This is a genomic window from Streptomyces sp. NPDC101234 (genome assembly GCF_044767525.1).
Taxonomy (GTDB): Bacteria; Actinomycetota; Actinomycetes; order Streptomycetales; family Streptomycetaceae; genus Streptomyces; species Streptomyces sasae.
In genome coordinates, this window is the sequence record NZ_JBIWOA010000011.1 from 168,714 (window position 1) to 192,200 (window position 23,487).

Genomic DNA, 23,487 nt, shown 5'->3' on the forward strand with positions numbered 1-23,487 from the left:
CGAGCTCCTGCCCGACGACGAGGCCGACCGGCGGTCGGCCGCGGCCTGATCACGACTGCTCTTCCCGCAACGGCTACCCGGATGCGCGTCGGTTCGGGATCATGCAGCATGCGCCCGGATGCCTGGTACCTCACCGAAGACATCGACGATTTCCTCGCCCACGCCGGAGACTTCCTCCGCTCGCGCCCCGTCCTGCACAACACACCGCTGACCACCATGGCGAAGTGGCGGACCCGATCGGGCGCGTTCACTCCCGGATCCGTCCTCTTCGGCCGACTGGAATCGGACGGCGGCACCCAGGCGATCTTCTACCGCCCGCCGAGCCGCCGGCTGACCCTCACCCCGCTCTCCCCCGCTCAGGCCGACACCCTCGCCGCCCGGCTGACCGGGCTCGGCCACACCTTCGCCGGCGTCACCGCGGACCACGACACCGCCACCGCGTTCGCCGAGGCCTGGCAGCGGCACACCGGCGCGACGCACACCCTCCGCGTCCGGATGCACCTCTACCGCCTGGACACCCTCACCCCGCCGGAGCCGCACCCGGACGGACATGGCCGCCGCGTGGGCGAGCACGACCACGAGCACCTCATGCGCTGGTGCCGTGAACTCGCCGCGGACCTCGGCGAGACCGTCACCATCGACGCCGGTACCTGGGCCGGCACCCGGTTCGCCGAGAAGAGCTACACCTTCTGGGAGACCCCGGACGGCACCCCGGTCTCCATGGCCGGCGTGAACCCGATGATCGCCGGCATGGTCCGGCTGGACCCGGTCTACACCCCGGCCCGTCTCCGCGGCCATGGCTATGCCGCCGCCGTGACCGCGGAGGTGAGCCGCGCCGCGCTGGCCGCGGGCGCCACGGAGGTCGTGCTGTACACGGACGCGGGCAACCGCACCAGCAACGCCCTCTACCAGCGCCTCGGATACCGCCGGGTCACCGACTGGGCCCCGTACGACTTCTCCCCACAGGCGCCTGCAGCCGGGGACTGACCTCCACCAGACGACGGCCCGACCACCCGGATCCCGCCGAGTGTGACGACCGCCCGATCTCCCTGACACCGGCGCGCAACCGATCGGGCCGGCCGGGGCCGAACCGCTCACCGACAGCGGTGGCCCCCGGCCGGCTCCGCCGTCGGTCAGACGGCGTCCGCTGTTTCCGGGAGCGCGGGAGGTGCAGGAGTCCGGTCGATGATCCATACGTTGCGGTTGCGGTCGGCCAGGACGGCCGACACCGCGAGCAGGAGGGCACCACCTGCTGCGGTGAGGGCCACCAGGAGGGCGCCGTCGGCACCGTGGGTCTGGGCGAGGCCGCCGGAGACGCCCTGCCCGGCGGCGGTGGCGAGGGGGCCGCCCGCACACAGGACGGTCATGGCGACGGCAGCGCGTTCGGCGGGGGCGAGCCGTTCGGTGAGGGCGTACAGGCTGATCATGTAGGGCGCGACGGTGAAGCCCGCCAGGGCCACGGCCGCGGGGACGGACACGAGCCGGGTGCCGCCGGCCAGGACGAGCATGCCCGCGAAGAGTGCCGCGGCGAAGACGACGTAGCGGGCCCGCAGGGTGAGCCGCCGGGGCAGCCAGGCGCAGGCCGCGCCGGCCAGCGCACTGCCGATGCCGAACCCCGCGTACATGAGGCCCGCGGCACCGGGTTCGTCGATGGTGTCGGCGTACACGGTGACGGTGGTCTGGACGGCTCCGAACACGGTTCCCATGGCGACCATGGCCAGGAACACGACGGCCAAGGGGCGGCGTGGCAGGCGTTGTGCACCGCGGTTCCGGTCCGCGGTGTGCTGTCCCGTGGGGCGGTCCGCGTGGCGCAGGGCGAAGGGGAGGGTGCTCACGGCGATCAGAGTCATCGTCAGAGCGGCGGGGGCGAGGGGGCCGAGCGCTGCGATCGCCCCGACCAGGGCGGGCCCGGCCACGAAGCCCACCTCGTCGGCGGCCGCCTCGTACGACAGGGCGGCCGACAGCAGGCCGGGGTCGTCGTGGGCTCGTACGAGCCGGGACCAGTGGACGCGCACCAGAGGGCCGACCTGGGGCTGGGTCAGACCGACGAGGATGGCCGCGGCGAGCACACTCGTCCTGGAGCCGTGGCTCACGGCCAGCAGCGCCGCCCAGGAAGCGAAGTCGGCGACCGCCGCGAAGGCGCCGACGGTGCGGTGTCCATGCCGGTCGGCCATGATCCCGACCAGGGGTCCGCCGACGGCGATGGCGATGCTCTGGGCCGCGCCGGCGAGGCCGGCGAACGCATAGCCGTGGGTGGTGGACTGGAGCAGTACGAGAGTGGAGAGGGCTGATGTGGCGTACGGGAGGCGGGCGAGGAACCCCAGGGGGAAGAAGCCTGCACCTGCCACGCGTAGCAGGGAGCGGTAGGACACGAAGGTCTCCGTCGGGCATGTCGAGAAGACGCGCCACCCAGCCACCAACGCGTCGACGAGCCCGATTCCGGTCGGCAACGTAGCGGAGCGGGCCCATGGCTGTACAGGAGACCGCCTTGCGCAGGTGGGACCACGACGAGAACAAGCAGCTCATCGCATCACCGCCTGCAAAATGCCTGATCGCGAGAGAACGTGAAGTCGGCCGTCTTCCAAAAAGACCACATTCCGAACCCCGCTGTCCTCACGCCCCGGAACGCACTTCCTGCGCCCTTGGTACGACGCCGAATGCGGCGTGCGCCACACGCCCGCGTCGGCTTTTCCTCGCGACCCCGGATTGGGCCGCTCAGGATCTTGCCGAGGTGCCCTGGCCCGAACGCTCGTCAGGGCCGAAACCGGTACCGGACCGGTCAGGGGCGCAGCAGGGTACCGGCAGCCTCCTCCAGTAGGGCTACGGCAAGGAGTTCGCCGTCCACAGGTCCGAAGCGCTCCAGGGCCAGCCGGTGGATGCGCAACACCGTGTCGGCCATCTCGTGCGGGGTGCCGAGATCTCGGGCCTCACCGGTGATGACCTTGAGCTGGTCGTGGATGCGGTCGAGCCCGTAGGAGCGAAGGTAGTCCCCGGCGAACAGAGCCGGCAGGTCCCGGCGGATGAAGTCGCTCCCCGCCGCGCTGTCGGCCAGCGTGTCGCGCAGGGCGGCGAGTTCGATGCCCGCCCGGCGTCCGAGCAGCAGGGCCTCGGCGGTTGCCGTGGCCTGCCCGAACCAGAGGAGGTTGATGAGGAGTTTCGTCGTGTAGCCGGTTCCCGGGCCGCCCATGTGGGAGATCCGGTCCGATGTCGCCACCGCTTCCAACAGCGGCCTGCACCGTTCGAGGACTTCAGCAGAACCGCCCACGAACAGCCGCAGGCGCCCGTGTTCGGCGTCGTCCGGACTGCCGCCCATGGGCGCTTCGAGGACATCGACGCCGTGGGCGTCGGCTCGTTCCCGCAACTCCCGTGCGGCTGCGGGGGCGTTGCTCGTCATGTCGATCCACACCGCCCCAGGGGCCAGGGCGGCGAACACGGCATCCGGAAGAGCTGCCACAGCCTCATCGGGTCCAGGAACCACGGTGACCAGTACATCCGCCCCGGCTGCGGCGGTCGTGACGGAGGGCGCCCAGTCCGCGCCCAACGAGCGCACTGCTTCTTCCCGTTCGGGACGCAGATCGGAAACGGTCACCGTGTGGCCCGCCGAAACGAAGCGTCCACACAGAGGTCTCCCCATTCGGCCGGCACCGACGAGGGCTACGCGCGAGGGCAAAGAATCACCGCCATGGCAGTCGTTGGGTCTGTCGTTTCCCGCCGGCACACCCGAAACACCGCCGCACCTCCGGTCACTTGGAGACACTTTGGATCACCGGGGAACACTGCGGTCATCCTATGAGCTCGTAACGTGATCAGGATCCGGCCTTCTTGAGTCGTCACCGGCAGATGAAGCTCCAGCCCGATGGGGCGAGGGCGTCATGAAGTCCGAGGCGACGGCGAACGCGCTGTTCCCCGTGCAGCAGTGCCGCAAGGCCGACGGGGTCTCGGAGGACCAGTGCCTACACCGGCCGCCGCGCCGAGGTCGGCGAGCAGCTCGCCGCCTGCTGCACGACCACGTCGATGCCCCGGCCCGGCGCCCGGCCAGTGGAGTGACTACGCGTCGCGTCACGCGGGGTGGAAACCGGGCGTCACCATACCGTGCGGCTATGAACACACAGCGTCATGTCGGTGCTGTCAGGAGAAGAGCCGACAGCACAGGCCTGTCCCACTCCGGCAGGCTCGCGGTCCTGGGCATACTGACCTTGGTACTGGTCACTCTGGCGGCAGCCGGCACACCGGCCGCCGCCGCGCTGCGTTCGGGTTCCCTCCTGACCGTGAGGTTCACCAACAACAGCGACCGCGACCTGATCCTGGGCCCGTACAGCTACAACGGGTGCCCCGCCACCCTGCCGGACCGCATCAACGCGGGCGCCACCGCCAGCTGGACCCTGAACGCGTGCAACGACCCCACCGGCAACGTGGGGACCGTGGCTTTCAACATCGCCCGGGAGTCCGGACGGGTGAACATCGGGTGGAACGCCCCCCTGGTCGGTTCGGCCTCCTACACCGAGTCAGCACCGTCCAGCTACGTGATCAGTCACAGCGGTGGTCAGGGTCTCGACCCGACCGTCGACTTCACCTTCGACTGCAGCTCCAGGACCTGCGACGGGATCCCCGACAGCTGGAAGACGAACGGTGTCTACATCAACCCGGCCGACGGCAGCGCCCACACCCAGCCCGGCCCCGGCCTGAAGTTCATCGACCTGCCGGCGATGGGGGCCACCGTCAACAAGCCGGACATCTTCGTCCAGGTCGACTGGATGGCGGACACGACACACAGCCACGCCCTCTCTGCCGACGCGATCAAGCGGGTGGTCAACGCCTTCGCGAACTCGCCGTACCGCCGCCACTCGCCGAGCACCGGCATCAACCTGCACGTGGACGCCGGACCCGACAGCATCCTCGACTTCGCGACCGACAAGACGTGGGGGACGCTGAGCACGGCCCGAAAACTCCCCGAGACGAAGAACCTGGGAACCTCGGTCAACGGCCGCTACCAGTGGAACGCGTTCAACACGATCAAGACGGAGGACGGAGGCTTCACCAGCACCGGTCGGGCGCCGATCTTCCACTACGCCATCTCGGCACACAACCTGGAGTCCGGCAGCACCTCCAGCGGTATCGCCCCCACCCCGGGCAGCGACCTCATCGTCAGCCTGGGCAGCTTCGCCAATCAGGTGGGCACCGTCTCCGAGCAGGCCGGTACGTTCATGCACGAGTTGGGCCACAATCTCAACCTGGAGCACGGCGGGAACAACAACGTCAACCACAAGCCGCAGTACTTCAGCGTGATGAACTACCTGTACCAGATGGGCCTCACCTCCGGGTCCACCACCGGCACGATGGACTTCTCCCGCCAGAACACCGCACTCGACGAGAACAGCCTCGACGAAAGGTCCTATCCGACCAGCAGCGGGAACCACGACCTCAAGCACTACTGCCCGAACCAGGGAGGGGGCGGCTCCTTCGTCACCGTTCCCGCGGCGGACAAGCAGGTCGACTGGAACTGCGACGGCCAGATCACGGGTCTGGTCGGCTACGACGTCAACAACGACGGAGCGCGCACGACGCTCACCGGCTGGGACGACTGGAGCAACCTCCTGCTCCGTGCCGGCTCCATCGGCACCAGTTCCTCGGGCACCATGCCGGCGCCGACCATGGAGGACGAGATGACTCCGGCCGACGAGGCGATGAACGAACCGCTGGACACCACGCCTCCGGTCACCAGGGCCAGGACGACCCCGCGCCCCGACAGCCACGGTGTCTACCACTCGAACGTCACCGTCACCCTCACCGCCACGGACGACCTGTCCGGTGTGGCCAGGACCGAGTACGACCTCGACGGCAAGGGCTGGAAGAAGTACACCTCACGGATCAAGGTCCGCGGTGACGGCATGCACGAACTGCTGTTCCGCTCGATCGACCACGCGCAGAACCACGAGCTCGCGAAGTCCCTCGGCATCCGCATCAGGAACGACTCGCACGGACACGGGGACGGGGGCTCCTGACCCCGGACTCCGGCTCCTGACCCGAGACACCCTGACGGCCCCCGGCTCGCCCGGCGGGCCGTTCGGTTTTCGCCGGCCGGATCCTCCGAGGAGCCCTTACGACAAGACTTCCGCCTCGCAGAAGACGCATTGCAGGGCGACCGCGGCCATGGGGACCCTGACTCCAACCACACCGGGCGGGGCGACGACGCCCCCCACAAGGACGGAACTCCTCATGCCGCACATCACCGCCTTCGCCAGGAACCAGTGGTACGTCGCCGCCTACAGTCATGAGGTGGGGCGGGAGTTGCTCGGGCGGACGGTGCTCGGGGAACCGCTGGTGTTCTACCGGGCCGAGGAGGACGGTGCGCCCGTCGCCCTCAACGACCGCTGTGTGCACCGCCGTTACCCGCTGTCGGAGAGCGGGCTCGACGGGGACCGGATCGTGTGCGGGTACCACGGGTTCACCTACGACCGGACCGGCGCGTGTGTGTATGTGCCGGGGCAGAAACGCATCCCGCGTACCGCCCGCGTCGCCTCCTACCCGGTCGTCGAGCAGGACTCCCTGGTGTGGGTGTGGATCGGCGACCCGGCGCTCGCCGACCCGCGGTCCATCCCGCGGGCGCGTCACCTCGACGCCCCCGGCTGGACGACCGTCCGGGGCATGGAGCCGATCGACGCCGACTACGGCCTCCTCGTCGACAACCTCCTGGACCTCTCCCACGAGACCTATCTGCACGGCGGCTACATCGGCACGCCCGAGGTCGCCGAGACGCCCATCACGACCGAGGTCGACGAGGGCGCCGGCATCGTGCGGGTGAGCCGGCACATGGACGACGCCGAGTGCCCGCCGTTCTACGCCCGTTCGACCGGGATCGAGGGTCGGATCACACGCTGGCAGGACATCGAGTACCACGCGCCGTGCCTGTATCTGCTGCACAGCCGGATCGCGCCGGTCGGCGTGCTGCCGGAGGCCGACGGCAGCGACCCGAACGGCTTCCACACCGAGATCACCTATGCGATCACCCCGTCCTCGGACGGCAAGGTGTACGACTTCTGGATGGTCTCCCGGGACTGGGCGACGGACGACGCCGAGGTCACCGAGTTCCTGCGGGGCAACAACCACACGGTGGTCATGCAGGACGTGGACGCCCTCAACCTCCTGCAGCGGACCCTGGGTTCGGAGCGGGCCGGCTACCAGGAGCTCAGCATCAACATCGACACCGGCGGTCTCGCCGCCCGCCGAATCCTCGCCCGGCTGGTCGAGGAGGGCGACAAGCCCGTGGAGAAGGTCCTGTGAGCACACCCACCGGCGAGGTCTACCGCATCGACTGGCTGCCGGGCACCGACGTGCTGCACGGCACCTGTCACTGCGGGGCCGAGCACTCCGCCCAGGACCCGGTCGAGATGTGGGAGTGGATGCTCGGCCACCCCGAAGGACACCAGACCCCGGAGCGCACCGCATGAGCACGTACGAGGCCGAACTGGTCGTCAGCGAAAGGGTGTCGGCGGCCGACGGCGTCCTCGCCCTCACCCTTCGGCACCCCCTCGGCGAAGAGCTTCCGGGCTGGGAGCCGGGGGCGCATCTCGATGTCCTGCTCGGGTCGGAGCTGGAGCGGCAGTACTCGCTCTGCGGGGACCCCTGGGACCGTACCGCCTGGCGGATCGCGGTGCTCCGGGAGCCCGACGGGCGGGGCGGATCCGCCTACGTCCACGCGCAGTTGGGCGTCGGCGACAAGGTGCGGGTGCGCGGGCCGCGCAACCACTTCCGTCTCGAACCGGCGTCCCGCTACCGGTTCGTCGCGGGCGGCATCGGGATCACCCCGGTCCTGCCGATGCTCGCCGCCGCCGAGGCCGCGGGCTCCGAGTGGACCCTGCTGTACGGCGGGCGGACCCGGCAGTCCATGGCGTTCACCGACGAGTTGGCGCGCTACGGCGGGGAGCGGATCACCGTCGCCCCGCAGGACGAGACCGGACTGCTGGATCTCGGCCCGGTACTGGACGACGTCCCGGACGGCACTCTGGTGTACTGCTGCGGTCCGGGGCCGTTGCTGGACGCGGTGGAGGAACGCTGCCCGGCGGGCGTACTGCGGGTCGAAAGGTTCCAACCCAAGAAGCAACAGACAGGCGAGGAGCGGGTGTTCGAGGTCGTACTCGCGCAGAGCGGCCGTAGCCTCACCGTCGCACCCGGCGTCTCCGTACTCGACACCGTCCGAGCCGCCGGGGTCGAGGTGCTCTTCTCCTGCACCGAGGGCACCTGCGGCACCTGTGAGACCGATGTCCTCGAAGGCACCCCGGACCACCGGGACTCGGTGCTCACCGAGGAGGAGCGGGCGGCCGGGGAGACCATGCTCATCTGTGTGTCGCGGTGCCGGGGGGAGCGCCTGGTGCTCGATCTGTGATCCGCAGGTCCGCCTCGATCGCCGCCACGGTCGCCCGCAGGTGCGGCAGCAGCTCGCGGCGGGCCCTTGCGGCGGAGGTCCGGCCGGAGTGCGTCGCGAGCGTCACCCCGGCCACCACCTGGCCGCTCCGGTCCCGTACCGGGGCGGCCACCGTTCTGACACCGTTCTCCGGGTCGCCGTCGAGGATCGCGTACCCCTGACGCCGTATCACCTCGGCGTGGGGCGACGGGGCCTCCGGAGCCCGCGTCGGCAACACCCGGCCCGCCGCGGTGTCGTGGGCCGGAAAGCGGGCTCCCACTGCGATCGTCGCCGCCATCACCCGCCGGGCCGGGACCCGGGCGACGCACACGACGGCGTCGCCGTCCACGATGCAGAGCGCGGCCGACTCCCCCGTCAGCGCGACGAGTTGCTCCAGATGCGGCTGCGCGAGGCCCGGCAGGTCGAGGCCGGAGAGAAAGGCGTGGCCGAGTTCCAGGACGCGCGGGGTGAGGCGGAAGCGGCGGCCGTCCGAGTGCGCGTAGCCCAGGTCGGCGAGGGTGAGCAGCAGGCGGCGGGCGGCGGCGCGGGGCAGGTCGCAGGCGCGGGCCACCTCGCTGAGCGTGCGCGTCGGATGCTCGGCGTCGAAGGCGCGGAGGACGGCCAGGCCGCGCTCGAAGGACCTGACGAAGTACGGTGCGCGGGCATCACTGGGCATCGGCGCCTCCCCGGTCTTTCCGACACAGGCCGAGAACACGGTGAGAGCGCGGTTCGATAACTGTCAACAATTTTGTCAGCTAAACCCATTGACCGGGTCGTCCGGCCGGTTCTACCTTCCCGCTGAGCACCAACCGAGCACCATTGTGCGCACCGCGCACACCCTGTCGGAACACCGTTGTCTGCACAGGAGGAGCCATGCGTCGTCTGCTCGCCGGTCTAGCGACCGGCACCTTTCTGCTCGCCACGGCGGCCTGCGGCTCCTCCGGGGGCTCGTCGTCCACCTCGCCCTCGTCGGGCGGCACCACCACCGTCAAGGTGGGAATCATCCCCATCGTCGATGTGGCCCCCCTCTATCTCGGCCAGAAGGAGGGCTTCTTCGGCAAGCGCGGCCTGAAGCTGTCGATGACGCTCGCGCAGGGCGGTGCGGCCATCGTGCCGGGTGTGACGAGTGGTCAATTCCAGTTCGGGTTCTCCAATGTGACCTCGCTGATGATCGCCCGGTCCAACGGCGTGCCGGTGCAGGCGATCGCCAACGGCGTGGCCTCGACGGGCGTCGCGGGCAAGGACTTCGGCGGGCTCGTCGTGAAGAAGGGCAGCAGTATCACCTCGCCGAAACAGCTGGAGGGCAAGAAGGTCGCCGTCAACACGCTGAAGAACATCAACGAGACCGCGGTACGCGAGTCGGTCCGCAAGGCGGGCGGTGATCCGGACAAGGTGCAGTTCGTCGAGCTCGCCTTCGACCAGATGCCGGCCGCGCTCGACAAGGGCCAGATCGACGCGGCGATGGCCGTCGAGCCGGCCCTTGCCACCATGAAGCTCCAGGGTGCCGCCGAGATCGCCTCGCCCCTGGTCGACGTGGCACAGAACCTCACCGTGGCCATGTACTTCACGTCGACGTCGTACGCACAGAAGAACCCGGCCGTCGTGAAGAAGTTCCAGGAGGCCGTGGCGGAGTCGCTGTCCTATGCCGACGCGCACCCGGACGAGGTCCGGCAGATCGTCACCACCTACACCAAGACCCCGGCCGACGTCCTGGCCAAGGTGACGCTGCCCAAGTGGCCCGCGGAGCCGAACCGTTCGTCGATCGAGACGCTGGAGAAGCTGAGCGAGCAGGACGGCCTCTTCAAGACGGCACCCGACCTGGACAAACTGCTGCCGTGAAAGACGTGAAGGGGCTGAACACCGCACTCGGTGCGGCCGGACTCACGGCCTTCCTCGCCCTCGGTGAGGCGGTGCCGCGGCTCGGCCTGGTCAAGGCGGACTACTTCCCGCCGACCAGCCGTATCGCCCGTGCCCTCGGCACCGAACTCGCCGACGGCGCCTTCTGGTCGGCGCTCGGCGACACCCTCACCGGCTGGGCCGCGGGCCTCGCGATCGCGGTCGGCGCCGGCATCGTGGCGGGGGTGCTCATCTCGGTCGTTCCGCACGCGCGCCAGGCCACCGCGTCCACGATCGAGTTCCTCCGCCCGATCCCCTCGGTCGCCCTGATCCCCCTCGCGATCCTGCTCTACGGCACCGAACTCCGCTCTGTCCTCCTGCTCGTCGTCTACGCCTCCTTCTGGCAGGTGCTGATCCAGGTGATGTACGGCGTCCAGGACGTGGACCCGGTCGCCGAGGAGACGGCACGGTCGTACGGACTCGGCACCTGGGCCCGGGTCCGCCATGTGCTGTGGCCGACCGCCCTGCCGTACGTCATGACCGGCGTCCGGCTGGCCGCCGCGGTCGCCCTGATCCTCACCATCACCGCCGAACTGGTCATCGGCGCACCGGGGTTGGGCCAGCGGATCGCGGTCGCCCAGACCTCGCAGGCGGTGCCGGACATGTACGCCCTGATCGTGGTGACAGGGCTGCTGGGGCTGGTCATCAATGTGGGCGCACGGTCGGTGGAGCGGCGGGCGCTGGCCTGGCACCAGTCGGTGCGCGGGGAGGTGACGGTGTGAGGCGGCTACCGCTCCGCGCCGGGTACGCGCTGGCGCTGCCCGCGGTGCTGGTCGCGCTGTGGTGGCTGGCCTCCGACGGCAGTACGGACATCTACTGGCCGCCGCTGCGCACGATCCTGAGGACCTTCCCGGACGTCTGGACCGGACAGCGGCTCCGCGACGACCTGCTGCGCAGTGTGCTGCGGCTGCTCGCCGGATACGCCACGGCGGCCGTCGCGGGCATCGGCCTGGGCCTGGTCATCGGCTCGTACCGGCGGGTGCGGGCGGTCTGCGAACCGGTCCTGGAGTTCCTGCGGGCGGTGCCGCCGCCCGTCCTGGTCCCGGTCATCATGCTGTTCGCGGGCATCGGCGACACCATGAAGATCGTGGTGATCGCCGGCGGCTGCGTCTGGCCGATCCTCCTCAACACCGTCGAGGGGGTACGGGCGGTGGACCCGGTGATGGCCGAGACGGCCCGCTCCTACGGCATCACTGGCGTGGCCCGGCTGCGTACGCTGGTCCTGCGTTCGGCGAGTCCGCAGATCTTCGCGGGCCTGCGGCAGGCGCTGTCGGTCGGGATCATCCTGATGGTCATCAGCGAGATGTTCGCGGCCAGCAACGGGCTCGGCTTCACCATCGTGCAGTTCCAGCGCAGCTTCGCGATCCCCGGCATGTGGACCGGGATCCTGCTGCTGGGCCTGCTCGGTTTCGCGCTGTCGGTGGTCTTCCAGGCGGTCGAGCGACGGGTGCTCGGCTGGTACCACGGGCTGCGCTCCACCACCCGGCGGTCCTGAGTGAGCATCGTGAAGGGGCGGGTCATGCTCGACGTACGCGGCCTGAAGAAGGTCTACGAGGGGTCCGGCCGCCGGGTCGAGGCGGTGCGGGACCTCACCTTCACCGTGGAGGCGGGCGAACTCGTCTGTCTCGTCGGCCCGTCGGGCTGCGGCAAGACCACCCTCCTCAAGTGCATGGGCGGACTGCTCACCCCGACCGGCGGCGAAGTCCTGCTGGAGGGGCGGAGGGTGACCGGACCGCCCCCCGGGATGGCGTTCGTCTTCCAGGAGTACGGCCGCAGTCTGTTCCCCTGGATGCGGGTCGCCGCGAACATCGAACTCCCGCTGAAACAGAAAGACCTGACGCGCGAGCGGCGAAGGGAGCTGGTCTCGGACGCGCTCCGCTCGGTCGGTCTCGCGGACGCCGCCGGCGCCTACCCCTGGCAGCTCTCCGGCGGTATGCAGCAGCGGGTGGCGATCGCGCGCGCCCTCGCCTACGAGCCACGGGTCCTCCTCATGGACGAGCCGTTCGCCGCCGTCGACGCCCAGACCAGGGCAGATCTGGAGGACCTGGTCCGCGGTCTGTGGCGGGAGCGCGGGATCACGATCCTGTTCGTCACCCACGACATCGACGAGGCGGTCTATCTGGGCCAGCGGGTGATCGTCCTGTCCGCCTCCCCCACCGTCGTCCAGGAGCAGCTGAAGGTCGATCTGCCGGACCGGCGGGACCAGTTGCACACCCGGGTCGCCCCGCGCTTCGCCGAGCTGCGGACCCATGTGTACGAGCAGATCCAGGCGGCGAAGCGCGGGGTTCCCCGGGAGCCGGGGGTCACGACGTCAGATACGCCTCCACCTCACTGAACTGCCCGGCCGGCCAGCCGTCGTTGGCGCTGACGGTGAGCCGCAGATAGCGCAGGCCGGTGGAGCCGGGCAGGGCGACGGTGACGGTGTTGCCGGTGGCCGGGTCGAAGCGGTAGCCCGTGGCACCCACGACCGTCGAGTAGCTGGAGCCGTCGGTGCTGCCCAGCACGGTGATGGTCTGGGTACGCGCGTTCCAGGCCGAGAGCGGGGGCAGTTTCAGCACCAGCCGGCGGACCGCATAGGAGGAGCCGAGGTCCACGGTGAGCGACTGCGGGAACGCGTTGTTGGTCGACTCCCAGTAGCTGTTCGCGTCGCCGTCGACGGCCTTGCCGGGCGTGTAGATGTCCTGCGAGCCGGTGGCGGTGGTCGGGCGGCCCTTGGCGAGGTTACGGCCCGGGTCCGGGTCGGGGTTGCCCTGGCCCGGCGTCGGCCAGGTCGAGCAGTCCGACCAGGTGCTGGACCAGCCGGAGTTGCCGCCCCCGTCGGTGAGCGCGAAGGAGCCGGAGTTGGACGGGTAGGGGCAGTTGTAGATGCCGGCCGCGCCCACACTCGTGGCGGTGACGTTGCGGAGGGTCGCAGCGCCCTGAGCCTCGGCCTGGACCACGACCGTCCCGGTGTTCCGCACGGTCGCGCCGTCCACGGTGACATTGCGGACCGGGTAGCCCTGCCCGCCGCCGGAGACGAACTCGAAGGCGCTGTAAGGGCTGTCGGTGATCGTCGTGTTGGTGATGTCGACGGTGGCGTTGATGGCGCTGTCGTACGAGTCGACGCGCAACGCCCCCATCGGATGGTTCCAGTTGGGGTTCATCGCGCCGGTGCGGACGAGCGTGTTGCCGTCGACCGTGATGGTGCCGGCCAGCGGGTTGAAGGGGTCGAGGAACTTCTGGTTGGAGATGGCGATACCGCTGCCGAGGGCGTTGGTGTCGGAGATCAGGTTGTTCCGCACGGAGATGTCCGTGCCGCCGTAGATCGCGATGCCGTTGGCGAGGTTCGGCTGGGAGATGGTGTTGTTCGAGAAGCTTGAGTTGGTGTCGGGCGAGTACAGCGACCACATGGCGAGGGAGTCGTCACCCTGGTTGCGCAGGAAGTTGTTGCGGACCTGGACGCCGTGCGCGGTGCCGTTGAGGTTGAGTCCGTCGGCGGTGGTGTCGAGGATCCGGTTGTTCTCGACGACCAGGTTGTCGTTGTTGCCGGTCAGCCAGAATCCGCACTTGAGGTGCTGGATCCACATCCCGGACACCGAACTGTTTGGCCCCAGTGAACCGTTGACGAAGTTGTCCGGGTTGGAGTCGACGCGTTCGGTGACCTCGCCGATGACCGCGAAGTTGTTGATGTGGACGCTCCCGGAGGAGCTGGACTGGTCGATGAACCGGGAGGTGTGCACGACCGAGTACCAGTTGCCGGCACCCTGGAGCGTCACGTTCTGTACACCGCTCAGCGACGATGTGAGCCTGTAGTCGCCCGGCGGGATCCACACCACTCCGCCCTGGGCGGCGGCGATCGCGTCCCGGAAGGCCTGGGTGGAGTCGCCGTTGCCGCTGGGGTCGGCGCCCTTGGAGACGACGGAGACCGAACCGGCGGGCTGCGAGGCGGCCGCGGCCACCTGCTCGAAGTCGGCCACGTCGACGGTGACCTGGGTGCCGGTGGACTCGAAGGCGACCTTGTCGCCCGCCTGGATGTTCTGGCCGAGCAGCAGCCGGGCGTTGTCGAAGAAGTGGTGCTGCTTGGCGCCGGGGATCCAGCCGGTGTCGATGTAGGAGTACTTGGAGGTGACGGCGAGGGTCCTGGCCAGCCTGACCCCGTTGACGTACACGTTGAGCGTGCCGGTCTGGCCGTCGGGGACGCTGTAGGAGACGTTCACGGCGTTGGACGCCTGGGGGGCGGTGAACTCGACGCGCTGTCCGGAGGTGAGCCGGACGGCCTGGCGCCCGGAGGCCTCGGAGGCGAGGGTGCCCTGGGTGTAGTCCGGGCCGATCCTGGTGCCGGTGGTGGTCGCGGACTCCGCCTCGACCGAGGTGAAGGGGAGACTGGCGCCCGCCGCCGCATGGGCGGCGGGGGCGATGGCGACGAGCATGCCGGCGGCGAGAGCCACCGCCGCGGCCACTGATGGCATGCTCCTGACAGATCTGACCTTGGTGCTGTGCATGTGCCGATCCCTTCCTGGTGGGGGGTGCTCGGGGACAGCGGGATGCGCGTCGGCGGCTCAGCTCAGCAGCCAGGCCGCCGTGTCCTGCGAAAGACGGCCTTCTTCGTCCAACGGGCCGCTGGTCAGCAGGAGTTGAGTGTGGTCAGGGAGTTCGGCAGGGGCGGGCGCGAGGTTGACCAGGCAGGTCACGCCCGCGGCGCGGGTGAAGGCGAGGACACCTTCGGGGGCGGGCAGCCAGGTCAGCGGGCCGTGGCCGAAGACGGGGCGCAGGGCGATCGCCCGCCGGTAGAGGGCCAGCATGGAGCCGGCGTCGTCCTGCTGTCGGTCGACCGCGTACGAGGCCCAGCCGGCCGGCTGCGGCAGCCAGGGCTCCGCCTGTGAACCGAATCCCGCATACGGCAGATCGGCCGCCCAGGGCAGGGGCACCCGGCAGCCGTCGCGGCCGGGGTCGGTGCCGCCGGACCGGAAGTACATCGGATCCTGGATGCGGTCGACCGGGATGTCGACCTCCGGCAGCCCCAGCTCCTCCCCCTGATAGACGTACACCGCGCCGGGCAGGGCCAGGGACAGCAGGGCGGCCGCGCGGGCCCGGCGTGTGCCCAGCTCCAGGTCGGTCGGGGTGCCGAAGGCCTTGGCGGCGAAGTCGAAGGCGGTGTCCTCGCGGCCGTACCGGGTGACCGTGCGGGTCACGTCGTGGTTGCACAGCACCCAGGTGGCGGGGGCGCCGACCGGCGCGTGCTCGGCGAGGGTGGTGTCGATCGACGTCCGCAGCCGGTTCGCGTCCCAGGGACAGGAGAGGAAGGAGAAGTTGAAGGCGGTGTGGAGTTCGTCGGGGCGCAGATAGCGGGCGAAGCGTTCGGTGTCGGGGAGCCATACCTCGCCGACGAAGACACCGGCGTAGGCATCGGCGACCTCACGCCAGGAACGGTAGATGTCATGGAGCTCGTCGCGGTCGACGAAGGGGTGCGGCTCCGGGTGGCCGGCCAGGTCGGGCAGGTCGGGATCCTTGGCGAGCAGGGCGGCCGAGTCGATACGGACGCCCGCGACGCCCCGCTCGAACCAGAACCGCAGGATGTCCTCGTGCTCCTGGCGGACGGCGGGGTGGGCCCAGTTGAGGTCGGGCTGTTCGGGGGTGAAGAGGTGGAGGTACCACTCGCCGTCGGGAAGCCGGGTCCAGACGGGTTCGGTGGAGCCGACGAACTGGGACGGCCAGTCGTTGGGCGGGAGTTCGCCGTTCGCGCCGCGCCCCGGCCGGAAGTGGAACAGCTCGCGCTCGGGACCGCCCGGGCCCGCCGCCGACGCCGCCCGGAACCAGGAGTGCTGGTCGGAGACGTGGTTGGGAACGATGTCGACGATCGTCCGGATGCCCAGCTCGCGCGCCTCCGCGATGAGTTTCTCAGCCTCGGCGAGGGTGCCGAAGGCCGGGTCGATGGCCCGGTAGTCGGCGACGTCGTAGCCGCCGTCCTTCATCGGTGACGGGTACCAGGGGCTGAACCAGAGTGCGTCCACACCGAGTCCGGCGAGGTAGGGCAGTTTGGCGCGGACGCCCGCGAGATCGCCGGTACCGTCTCCGTCGCCGTCGGCGAAGCTGCGGACGTACACCTGGTAGATGACGGCCGACCGCCACCAGTCGCGGTCCTCGTGGTCCGAGTCGTCCGAGTGGTGCTCGTGGTCCTTCGGGGCATGGCTGGGCTGTCCCACGGTGCGTGCCTTTCTGTCGAAGGAAGGGCGTCAGCCCTTGGTGCTGCCCGCGCTGATCCCGGCGATGATGTGCCGCTGGAAGACGAGGAACAGCGCGACCATCGGGATGCTGGCGATCACCATCGCGGCGATGAGCACGGTGAGCTGGATGTTCTGCGACAGCTGGACCAGGGCCACGCTGATGGGCTGCTTGTCGGTGTCGGAGAAGACCATCAGCGGCCACAGGAAGTCCTGCCAGACCGCGACCAGGGCGAAGATCGAGACGACCCCGAGCACCGGCCGCGACATGGGCAGGACGACCGACCACAGGATGCGCAGCTTTCCGGCGCCGTCGATCTCCGCGGCCTCCAGGACGTCCTGCGGCAGCTGGTCGAAGAACCGCTTCAACAGGTACAGGTTGAAGGCGTTGGCGACGGCCGGCAGCCAGATGCCGAGCGGGTCGTTGAGCAGGCTGGTGTGGATGAAGGGCAGGTCGGCGGCGGTCAGGTACTTGGGGACGACCAGGGCCTGGGCCGGGACCATCAGGGTGGCCAGGATGCCGCCGAGGATCACCTTGCCGAAGGCCGGTCTCAGCTTCGACAGGGCGTAGGCGGCGGCCGTGCAGAACACCAGCTGGAAGGCCCAGGCGCCGGCGGCCTGCACCACCGTGTTCCACAGGTGCTGCGGGAGCTGCATCAGGTCCCAGGCGTCGGTGTACCCGGAGATGTGCAGGTGCTTCGGGATCAGGGTGGGCGGGGTCTGGGCGACCTCGTCCGGGGACTTCATCGCGCCGGTCACCATCCAGTACACCGGGAACAGGAAGGCGAGCGCGAAGAGGACGACGACTCCGGTGAAGACGGTCCAGTAGACCGCCTTGCCGCGCGGGCGGGCCAGCGCCGCAGGGGAGATCAGGGTGCGGGTGGCGCTGCTCATCCGTCCTCCCCGGATCGGGTCAGCCGCAGGTAACCGGCGGAGAAGATGCCGAGCAGCACCAGGAGCATCACGCTGAGCGCGCAGGCACCGCCGAAGTCGTTGTAGAGGAAGGCGTACTTGTAGATGAGGTAGAGCACGGTGACCGTGGCGTTCTCCGGACCGCCTCCTGTGATCACGAACGGCTCGGTGAACACCTGCATGGTGGCGATGATCTGAAGGAGCATCAGCATGAGGATGACGAATCTGGTCTGAGGGATCGTCACATGCCGGATGCGCTGCAGGAGATTGGCTCCGTCGAGTTCGGCGGCCTCGTACAGCTCGCCCGGGATCGACTGGAGGGCGGCCAGGTAGATCAGGACGGTGCCGCCCATGTTGGCCCAAGTGGCTACGATCACCAGGGAGATGAGCGCGGTGTCGGCGCCGTTGGACCAGTTCGAGGTGGGCAGGTGCAGGAAGCGCAGGGTCTCGTTGGCGAGGCCGGCCCCGGGGTCGTAGAACCACTTCCACAGCAGGGCGCTGACCACCGGCGGGATCATCACCGGCAGATAGACCACGACCCGGAAGAACGCCTTCGCGTGCCGCAGTTCGTTGAGGACCAGGGCGAGGACGAAGGGGATCGCGAAGCCGATCAGCAGGGCCAGCAGTGTGAAGGTGAGGGTGTTGCGCCAGGCCGCCGAGAACTCGGGGTCGTGCAGGACCCGGGTGAAGTTGGCGGTGCCGACCCATTCGGGGGACGAGCCGGGCGTGTACTTCTGGAAGGCGATCACGACCGCGCGGATCGCCGGGTACCAGGAGAACAGGGCGAAGCAGATCAGTCCGCCGAGCAGGAAGCCGTAGGCACGGGCCTGGTCGAGCAGCCGGCGCCGCCCCCGGTCCCCTGCCGGGGGCGGCGCCGGGGCCTGTCGGGCGCCGACCGCCGCGGGGGAAGGTCGACGCTCGGCCGTCTTGGTCATGGTGGTCAGCCCCGGGCCAGGATGCCGTCGATCTTTTCCTTGGCGTCCTTGAGGAGCTGGTCGATGTCGGCGTCCTTCTTGGTGAGGACGGCGGAGACGGTGCCGTCGAGGACGGAGTAGATCTGCTGGGCGTCCGGCGGCTCGATCTTCATCTGCAGGGACTGGTTGCCGTCCAGGAACGCCTGGTAGTTCTTCACCGGGACGTTGGCGTTGGCCTTCTTGACCTGCTGGTCCTTGGCGTCGGCGGCGCCGGTGAACAGCCGCGGCTCGGGCAGGCCGACCGGGGCGTTGTTCTTCTTGGCGCGGGCGTAGTCGCCGAGGAAGCCGTCGCCCGGAGTAAGGAACATGGAGTCCAGCCACTTGAGGCCGGCCCGGATCTGGGCGGGGGTGTCCTTCTTGTTGAACATGTAGCCGTCGCCGCCGATGAGCGTGGCCTTGCCGCCGGGCATCGGGCCGAGGGCGAGGTCGTCGTAGTTGCCGCCCTTCTCCTTGACCAGGATCGGGATGTTGTCCGGGGCGGAGAGGTACATGCCGAGCTTGCCCGAACCCATCATCTGCTGCACGTCGTTGATGATCAGCAGTTGCTTGCTGCCCATCGAGTTGTCGGTCCAGCGCATGTCGTGCAGGTTCTGCAGGACGGCGTGCCCCTCGGGGGTGTCCACGGTCGCCGTCCTGCCGTCGGCCGACACCACGTCGCCGCCCTGCGAGTACAGCTCGGCGGTGAAGTGCCAGCCGCCCTGGTTCTGGGCGCTGTAGTCGGCGTATCCGACGGTGCCGTTGCCGAGTGCGGCGATCTTCTTGGCGTCGGCGCGGACCTCGTCCCAGGTCGTCGGGGGCTGGTCGGGGTCGAGGCCGGCCTGCTGGAAGAGCTTGCGGTTGTAGATCAGGCCCATCGAGTAGCCGGTGCGCGGGATGCCGTAGACCTTGCCGTCGACGGTGTAGATGTCGCGCAGCTGCTTCTGGATGGTGTCGTAGCTCTTCAGATCCTTGAGGTACGGCGTGAGATCGGCGGCCTGGTTGATGTTCACGACGTGCTTGGCGTCGGTGAAGTACGTGTAGAAGACGTCCTCCATCTGGCCGCCGGCGAGCTTGGCGTCGAAGGTCTTCGGGTCCTGGCAGGGGAACGCGTCGTGCGCGACGACGTCGATGTCCGGGCTCTTCTTCTCGAAGGCGGCGATGTCCTGTTCGAAGAACGACCGGTCGACCTTGGCGCTCTTCGGCGGCTCGCAGTTGACGGTGATCTTCGTCTTGCCGCTCCCCGCGTCGTCGTCACCCGACCCGCAGGCCGAGGCGGAGAGCGCTAGGGACGAGCAGACGCCGATCGCGACGAGAGCACGACGGAACCCGGTGCTGGACATCGGTGGACCCCCCAGAACAGGAGCGTTGGGCGCCGCACCGGGACCGGTGGGCGTCGCACACTCAAGCACCGGCGACATGCGTCCGCAAGATGTCGCGCAGAATCTGTAATTATTCGACAGGCAGCCGGATCTCTTGAATGCCTCCGTGGATCTCCATGTCTGTCCTTGTCTCTCCTTGCTTCTCAGTCGCGGGGTGCTTGCGCGGTGGAGCCGCGGACCACCAGTTCGGGTTCGAAGAGCAGCTCGTCGCGAGCCACGGCGCTGCCGTTGATCTGCGCGTTCAGCAGTTCCACGGCCGCCCTGCCCATGGCCTCGATGGGCTGGCGGACGGTGGTCAGCGGGGGTTCGGTGCAGTTCATGAACGCGGAGTCGTCGTAGCCGACGACCGACACCCGCGACGGGACGTCCAGGCCCTTGCGGCGGGCCGCCCTGATCGCCCCGAGCGCAAGCGGATCGCTGGCGCAGATGATGCCGGTGACGCCCCGGTCGATGAGCCGGGTGGCGGCCGCGTGACCGCCCTCGATCGAGAACATGGCCCGGGCGACGTGCGCGTCCGGAAGGTCGCCCATGGTGCGCGCGGCGGCCAGCTTGCGGGCCGACGGCATGTGGTCGGCGGGGCCGAGGACGAGACCGATCCGCTCGTGGCCGAGGGAGGCGAGGTGCCGCCAGGCCTGCTCCACCGCCACCGCGTCGTCGCAGGAGACGCCGGGGAAGCCGAGGTGCTCGATGGCCGCGTTGACCAGCACCACCGGGATGTTGCGGTCGGCGAGCAGCCGGTAGTGGTCGTGCGGCGCGTCGGCCTGGGCGTACAGCCCGCCGGCGAAGACCACGCCGGAGACCTGCTGTTGCAGCAGCAGGTCCACATAGTCCGCCTCGGAGACCCCGCCCTTGGTCTGTGTGCACAGCACCGGGGTGAGCCCGAGCTGGGCCAGCGCGCCGCCGATGACCTCGGCGAACGCCGGGAAGATGGGGTTCTGCAGCTCGGGCAGGACCAGACCGACGAGCCGGGCGCGCTCACCGCGCAGCTGGGTGGGCCGCTCGTAGCCGAGGACGTCCAGGGCGGAGAGCACCGCCTGCCGGGTGGCCTCGGAGACCCCGGGTTTGCCGTTGAGCACCCGGCTGACCGTGGCCTCGCTGACCCCGACCTTCTTGGCCACTTCCGCAAGTCGTCGCGTCATGGCCGCAAGACTAGCGCAAGTAACGCAAGCCCTTTGCGTAAACCGGTGGACTCATGGTGCCGCAACGGCACACGCCGAGCGGCCGGCAGCGAGGAGGGCTGCCGGCCGCGCCGGTCACCGTCGAGGGCGGCGGGCCGGGGCTGTCGTTACGCGGACTCGGTGGGCTCGGTGGGCTCGGTGCCCGTGGCAACCGGCTCCGCCGCCTGTGCGGGTACGCGGGCGTCGTCGCGGATGTGCTCACGGGGGCGCGCGATGAGCAGGTAGAGAATTCCCGCTCCGAGGACGATGCCGACCGAGATGGGGACGAGCCAGCGGTCGAAGAATCCCGTGCCGCTGGCCGGTGTCTTGATGCTGAGCACGATGATCGCGGTCACGCCGTAGACCAGGCCCAGCAGGTTGACCGCCCAGCCCCAGCGGCCCAGCCGGAAGGCTCCCGACGGCTGCCAGCCGCGGGCCCGGGCGATCGCGGACGCGAGCACGACGCTCTGGAAGCCCAGGTAGATGCCGACGACGGCGAAGGTGATGATGCGGGCCACGGACGCGGAGGGCAGCAGGGTGATTCCGGCCGGGACGACGGTGGCGACCGCGATCGCGCCGGGCGGCATGTGGAACTTGGGGTGGATCGTGGAGAACGCACGCGAGCCGGCGATGACGCCGTCCCGGGCGAAGGAGTAGACCAGGCGGGTCGCGGCCGCCTGGATGGCGAGGACACAGGAGATGAAGCCGAGCACGATCAGGGCGAGGGCGAACTTGGCGCCCACGGTGCCGAGCGAGGCGTCGAGGATCGTGCCGATCGGGTTGGTGTCCTTGCCGCTGAGCACGGCGCCCATGTCGGGGACGGCCAGCAGCAGACCGAGGGTCAGGATGACGGTGGCCAGGCCGCCCACGGCGAGGGTCATGCTCATCGCCCGGGGGATCTTCCTGGACGGGTCCTTGACCTCTTCGGCGATGTCGCCGCAGGCCTCGAATCCGAAGAAGATCCACACGCTGAACAGCGTCGCGGCCAGGAAGGCGCCGACCTGGCCGCCGGAGCCGCCGGCCCCGAGGTTGTGGCCGATGACGGAGATGCCCTGGTGGCGGTGGAAGAACAGCAGGTACAGACCGAGGACGACGGTGCCGACGACCTCGGCGACCACACCGGCGGTGGCGGCGAACGCCAGCCGTCTGACCCCGGCCAGGTTGACGGCGCCGCAGAGCACGATGACGACCACCGCGGTCAGGACCGTCGTGGCGTGGTTCACCGGGTAGCCGAGGAGCGGTCCGGCGTACCCCGCGATCGGGAAGGCGACCGAGGTGATGGTGATCAGCAGCGCCCAGGTGTACATCCAGCCGGACAGCCAGGCGTACCGCGGGCCGACGAGCCGCTTGGTCCACTGGTAGATGCCGCCGGCGATCGGGTACTGCGACGAGGCCTCGGCGAAGGTCAGCATGACCAGCCCCTGGCCGATCAGGACGATCGGGATCGACCAGAAGAACACCGGGCCGCCGGTGGCCAGGCCGTAGCCGAACAGCGAGTACACACCGACGAGAGGAGAGAGGTAGGTGAAGCCGACCGAGAAGTTCTGCCACAGGCCGAGCGCGCGCGTCAGCTGCTGCCGGTAGCCGAGAGCGGCCAGTTGCGCGGCATCCGCCGCGTCCTGCCTGACGGGTTCCACGGGTTCCACGGCGGTGGGTGGAGGGCTTGTCGACATGCGGGGACTCCTTCGGGTGGTTCGGGTTCGGGAGGTGCCCCGATATCCGGCTTGGGTGTTCGTCAGGACGTGGCTTCTCAGGTCGCCCCGGTCAGACCCGGCTTGCGGTCGCCGTGTCCGCGGACAGGCGTTGGGCGACGTAGATCGGAACGACGGACAGCAGGACCAGGACCGCCGCCACCACGTTCACCACCGGCGCCTGTTGGGGCCGGGTCATGTTGTCGAAGATCCACAGGGGCAGGGTCTGCACCCCCGGTCCCGCGGTGAACGTCGTCACCACGATCTCGTCGAAGGAGAGCGCGAAGGCGAGCAGCGCGCCCGCGAGCAGCGCCGAGCGCACCAGCGGGAAGGTGACGTCGACGAAGGCGCGGAAGGTGTCGGCGCCGAGGTCGGCGGCCGCCTCCTCGTAGGTGCCGGAGGTGCGGCGCAGCCGGGCGACGACGTTGTTGAAGACGATCACGACACAGAAGGTGGCGTGTCCGACGACCACGGTGAACAGGCCGAGTCCGACACCGAGCGGCTGCAGGACCGTGCTGAACGCCGAGTTGAGGGCGATGCCGGTGACGATGCCGGGCAGCGCGATCGGCAGTACGACCACGAAGGAGAGGGCGTCACGGCCGAAGAAGCGGTACCGGGCGACGGCGAAGGCGGCCAGCGTGCCCAGCACCAGTGCGATCGCGGTGGCGCCGAGCCCGGCCTTGACCGAGGTCCACAGCGCGTCGCGGGCACCGGAGCTGTGCCAGGCGACCGACCACCAGCGGGTGGTCAGGCCGGGCGGCGGCCAGCTCGCGCTGCGGTCGGGGTTGAGGGAGTTGGCGAGGACCAGCAGCAACGGCACGTAGATGACGGCGAAGCCGAGGGCTGCGGCGACGCGGAGGGCGATACGGGCGGACCGGGAGAGTGGCATGTGACTTAG

20 protein-coding genes are annotated in these 23,487 nt (G+C 69.6%); 9 read left to right on the plus strand and 11 right to left on the minus strand.

Annotated elements, in window-relative coordinates; all coding sequences use genetic code 11:
- The first annotated feature begins 108 nt into the window (after positions 1-108).
- Positions 109-987, plus strand: a complete 879-nt coding sequence (locus ACIRR9_RS21635; RefSeq protein ID WP_403754110.1) for a GNAT family N-acetyltransferase — start codon at positions 109-111, stop codon at positions 985-987.
- Between the two features lie 146 nt (positions 988-1,133).
- Here the strand turns inward: ACIRR9_RS21635 and ACIRR9_RS21640 are convergent, their stop codons facing one another.
- Positions 1,134-2,372: an MFS transporter gene (locus ACIRR9_RS21640; RefSeq protein ID WP_403754112.1), complete on the minus strand. Its 1,239-nt coding sequence runs from the start codon at positions 2,370-2,372 to the stop codon at positions 1,134-1,136.
- A 407-nt stretch (positions 2,373-2,779) separates the two neighbouring features.
- On the minus strand, positions 2,780-3,757 hold the full coding sequence (locus ACIRR9_RS21645) for an NAD(P)-dependent oxidoreductase (RefSeq protein ID WP_403754115.1): 978 nt from the start codon (positions 3,755-3,757) through the stop codon (positions 2,780-2,782).
- A 343-nt stretch (positions 3,758-4,100) separates the two neighbouring features.
- Here ACIRR9_RS21645 and ACIRR9_RS21650 point away from each other — a divergent pair, with 343 nt between their 5' ends.
- The 4 genes from ACIRR9_RS21650 to ACIRR9_RS21665 all read left to right on the plus strand — a co-directional run bounded on the left by ACIRR9_RS21650 (position 4,101) and on the right by ACIRR9_RS21665 (position 8,383).
- Positions 4,101-6,002, plus strand: a complete 1,902-nt coding sequence (locus tag ACIRR9_RS21650) for an OmpL47-type beta-barrel domain-containing protein (RefSeq protein WP_403754118.1) — start codon at positions 4,101-4,103, stop codon at positions 6,000-6,002.
- 214 nt (positions 6,003-6,216) lie between these two features.
- On the plus strand, positions 6,217-7,281 hold the full coding sequence (locus ACIRR9_RS21655; protein ID WP_403754121.1) for a Rieske 2Fe-2S domain-containing protein: 1,065 nt from the start codon (positions 6,217-6,219) through the stop codon (positions 7,279-7,281).
- Entirely contained in the window at positions 7,278-7,448 is a 171-nt protein-coding gene (locus tag ACIRR9_RS21660) for a hypothetical protein (RefSeq protein ID WP_403754124.1), read from the plus strand. The genes ACIRR9_RS21655 and ACIRR9_RS21660 overlap by 4 nt, the downstream gene beginning before the upstream one ends.
- Positions 7,445-8,383 (plus strand): PDR/VanB family oxidoreductase, encoded by a 939-nt coding sequence (locus tag ACIRR9_RS21665; protein ID WP_403754125.1) that lies wholly within the window; start codon positions 7,445-7,447, stop codon positions 8,381-8,383. Before ACIRR9_RS21660 ends, ACIRR9_RS21665 begins: the two co-directional genes overlap by 4 nt.
- Here the strand turns inward: ACIRR9_RS21665 and ACIRR9_RS21670 are convergent.
- On the minus strand, positions 8,334-9,077 hold the full coding sequence (locus ACIRR9_RS21670) for an IclR family transcriptional regulator C-terminal domain-containing protein (RefSeq protein WP_403754127.1): 744 nt from the start codon (positions 9,075-9,077) through the stop codon (positions 8,334-8,336). The genes ACIRR9_RS21665 and ACIRR9_RS21670 overlap by 50 nt on opposite strands.
- A 197-nt stretch (positions 9,078-9,274) precedes the next feature.
- Here ACIRR9_RS21670 and ACIRR9_RS21675 point away from each other — a divergent pair, with 197 nt between their 5' ends.
- Genes ACIRR9_RS21675 through ACIRR9_RS21690 form a run of 4 tightly spaced genes read left to right on the plus strand, consistent with a single transcriptional unit; the run spans position 9,275 to position 12,632 of the window.
- Complete coding sequence (locus tag ACIRR9_RS21675; protein ID WP_403754129.1) at positions 9,275-10,240, plus strand: ABC transporter substrate-binding protein; 966 nt, start codon at positions 9,275-9,277, stop codon at positions 10,238-10,240.
- Positions 10,241-10,245: 5 nt separating this feature from the next.
- Positions 10,246-11,019: an ABC transporter permease gene (locus ACIRR9_RS21680; RefSeq protein WP_403754427.1), complete on the plus strand. Its 774-nt coding sequence runs from the start codon at positions 10,246-10,248 to the stop codon at positions 11,017-11,019.
- On the plus strand, positions 11,016-11,792 hold the full coding sequence (locus tag ACIRR9_RS21685; RefSeq protein ID WP_403754131.1) for an ABC transporter permease: 777 nt from the start codon (positions 11,016-11,018) through the stop codon (positions 11,790-11,792). Before ACIRR9_RS21680 ends, ACIRR9_RS21685 begins: the two co-directional genes overlap by 4 nt.
- Positions 11,793-11,816: 24 nt before the next feature.
- Entirely contained in the window at positions 11,817-12,632 is an 816-nt protein-coding gene (locus tag ACIRR9_RS21690; protein ID WP_403754133.1) for an ABC transporter ATP-binding protein, read from the plus strand.
- On the opposite strand, the gene ACIRR9_RS21695 is transcribed toward ACIRR9_RS21690, so the two are convergent.
- The 8 genes from ACIRR9_RS21695 to ACIRR9_RS21730 all read right to left on the minus strand — a co-directional run bounded on the left by ACIRR9_RS21695 (position 12,601) and on the right by ACIRR9_RS21730 (position 23,478).
- Positions 12,601-14,745, minus strand: coding sequence for a discoidin domain-containing protein (locus tag ACIRR9_RS21695; protein ID WP_403754135.1), 2,145 nt, complete (start codon positions 14,743-14,745; stop codon positions 12,601-12,603). The two genes, ACIRR9_RS21690 and ACIRR9_RS21695, sit on opposite strands and share 32 nt — an antisense overlap.
- Before the next feature lie 90 nt (positions 14,746-14,835).
- Positions 14,836-16,479, minus strand: a complete 1,644-nt coding sequence (locus tag ACIRR9_RS21700) for an alpha-amylase family glycosyl hydrolase (RefSeq protein WP_403754138.1) — start codon at positions 16,477-16,479, stop codon at positions 14,836-14,838.
- Between the two features lie 30 nt (positions 16,480-16,509).
- Positions 16,510-17,391 carry a carbohydrate ABC transporter permease gene (locus tag ACIRR9_RS21705; RefSeq protein WP_403754141.1) on the minus strand — a complete coding sequence of 294 codons (882 nt, stop codon included), beginning with the start codon at positions 17,389-17,391 and terminating at the stop codon, positions 16,510-16,512.
- Positions 17,388-18,344: a carbohydrate ABC transporter permease gene (locus tag ACIRR9_RS21710; protein ID WP_403754144.1), complete on the minus strand. Its 957-nt coding sequence runs from the start codon at positions 18,342-18,344 to the stop codon at positions 17,388-17,390. Before ACIRR9_RS21710 ends, ACIRR9_RS21705 begins: the two co-directional genes overlap by 4 nt.
- 5 nt (positions 18,345-18,349) lie before the next feature.
- Entirely contained in the window at positions 18,350-19,702 is a 1,353-nt protein-coding gene (locus ACIRR9_RS21715; protein ID WP_403754147.1) for an ABC transporter substrate-binding protein, read from the minus strand.
- A 182-nt stretch (positions 19,703-19,884) separates the two neighbouring features.
- Complete coding sequence (locus ACIRR9_RS21720; protein WP_403754150.1) at positions 19,885-20,880, minus strand: LacI family DNA-binding transcriptional regulator; 996 nt, start codon at positions 20,878-20,880, stop codon at positions 19,885-19,887.
- Between the two features lie 146 nt (positions 20,881-21,026).
- Positions 21,027-22,571, minus strand: coding sequence for an amino acid permease (locus tag ACIRR9_RS21725; RefSeq protein ID WP_403754153.1), 1,545 nt, complete (start codon positions 22,569-22,571; stop codon positions 21,027-21,029).
- A 91-nt stretch (positions 22,572-22,662) separates the two neighbouring features.
- Complete coding sequence (locus ACIRR9_RS21730) at positions 22,663-23,478, minus strand: ABC transporter permease (protein WP_403754156.1); 816 nt, start codon at positions 23,476-23,478, stop codon at positions 22,663-22,665.
- Positions 23,479-23,487: the final 9 nt, after the last annotated feature.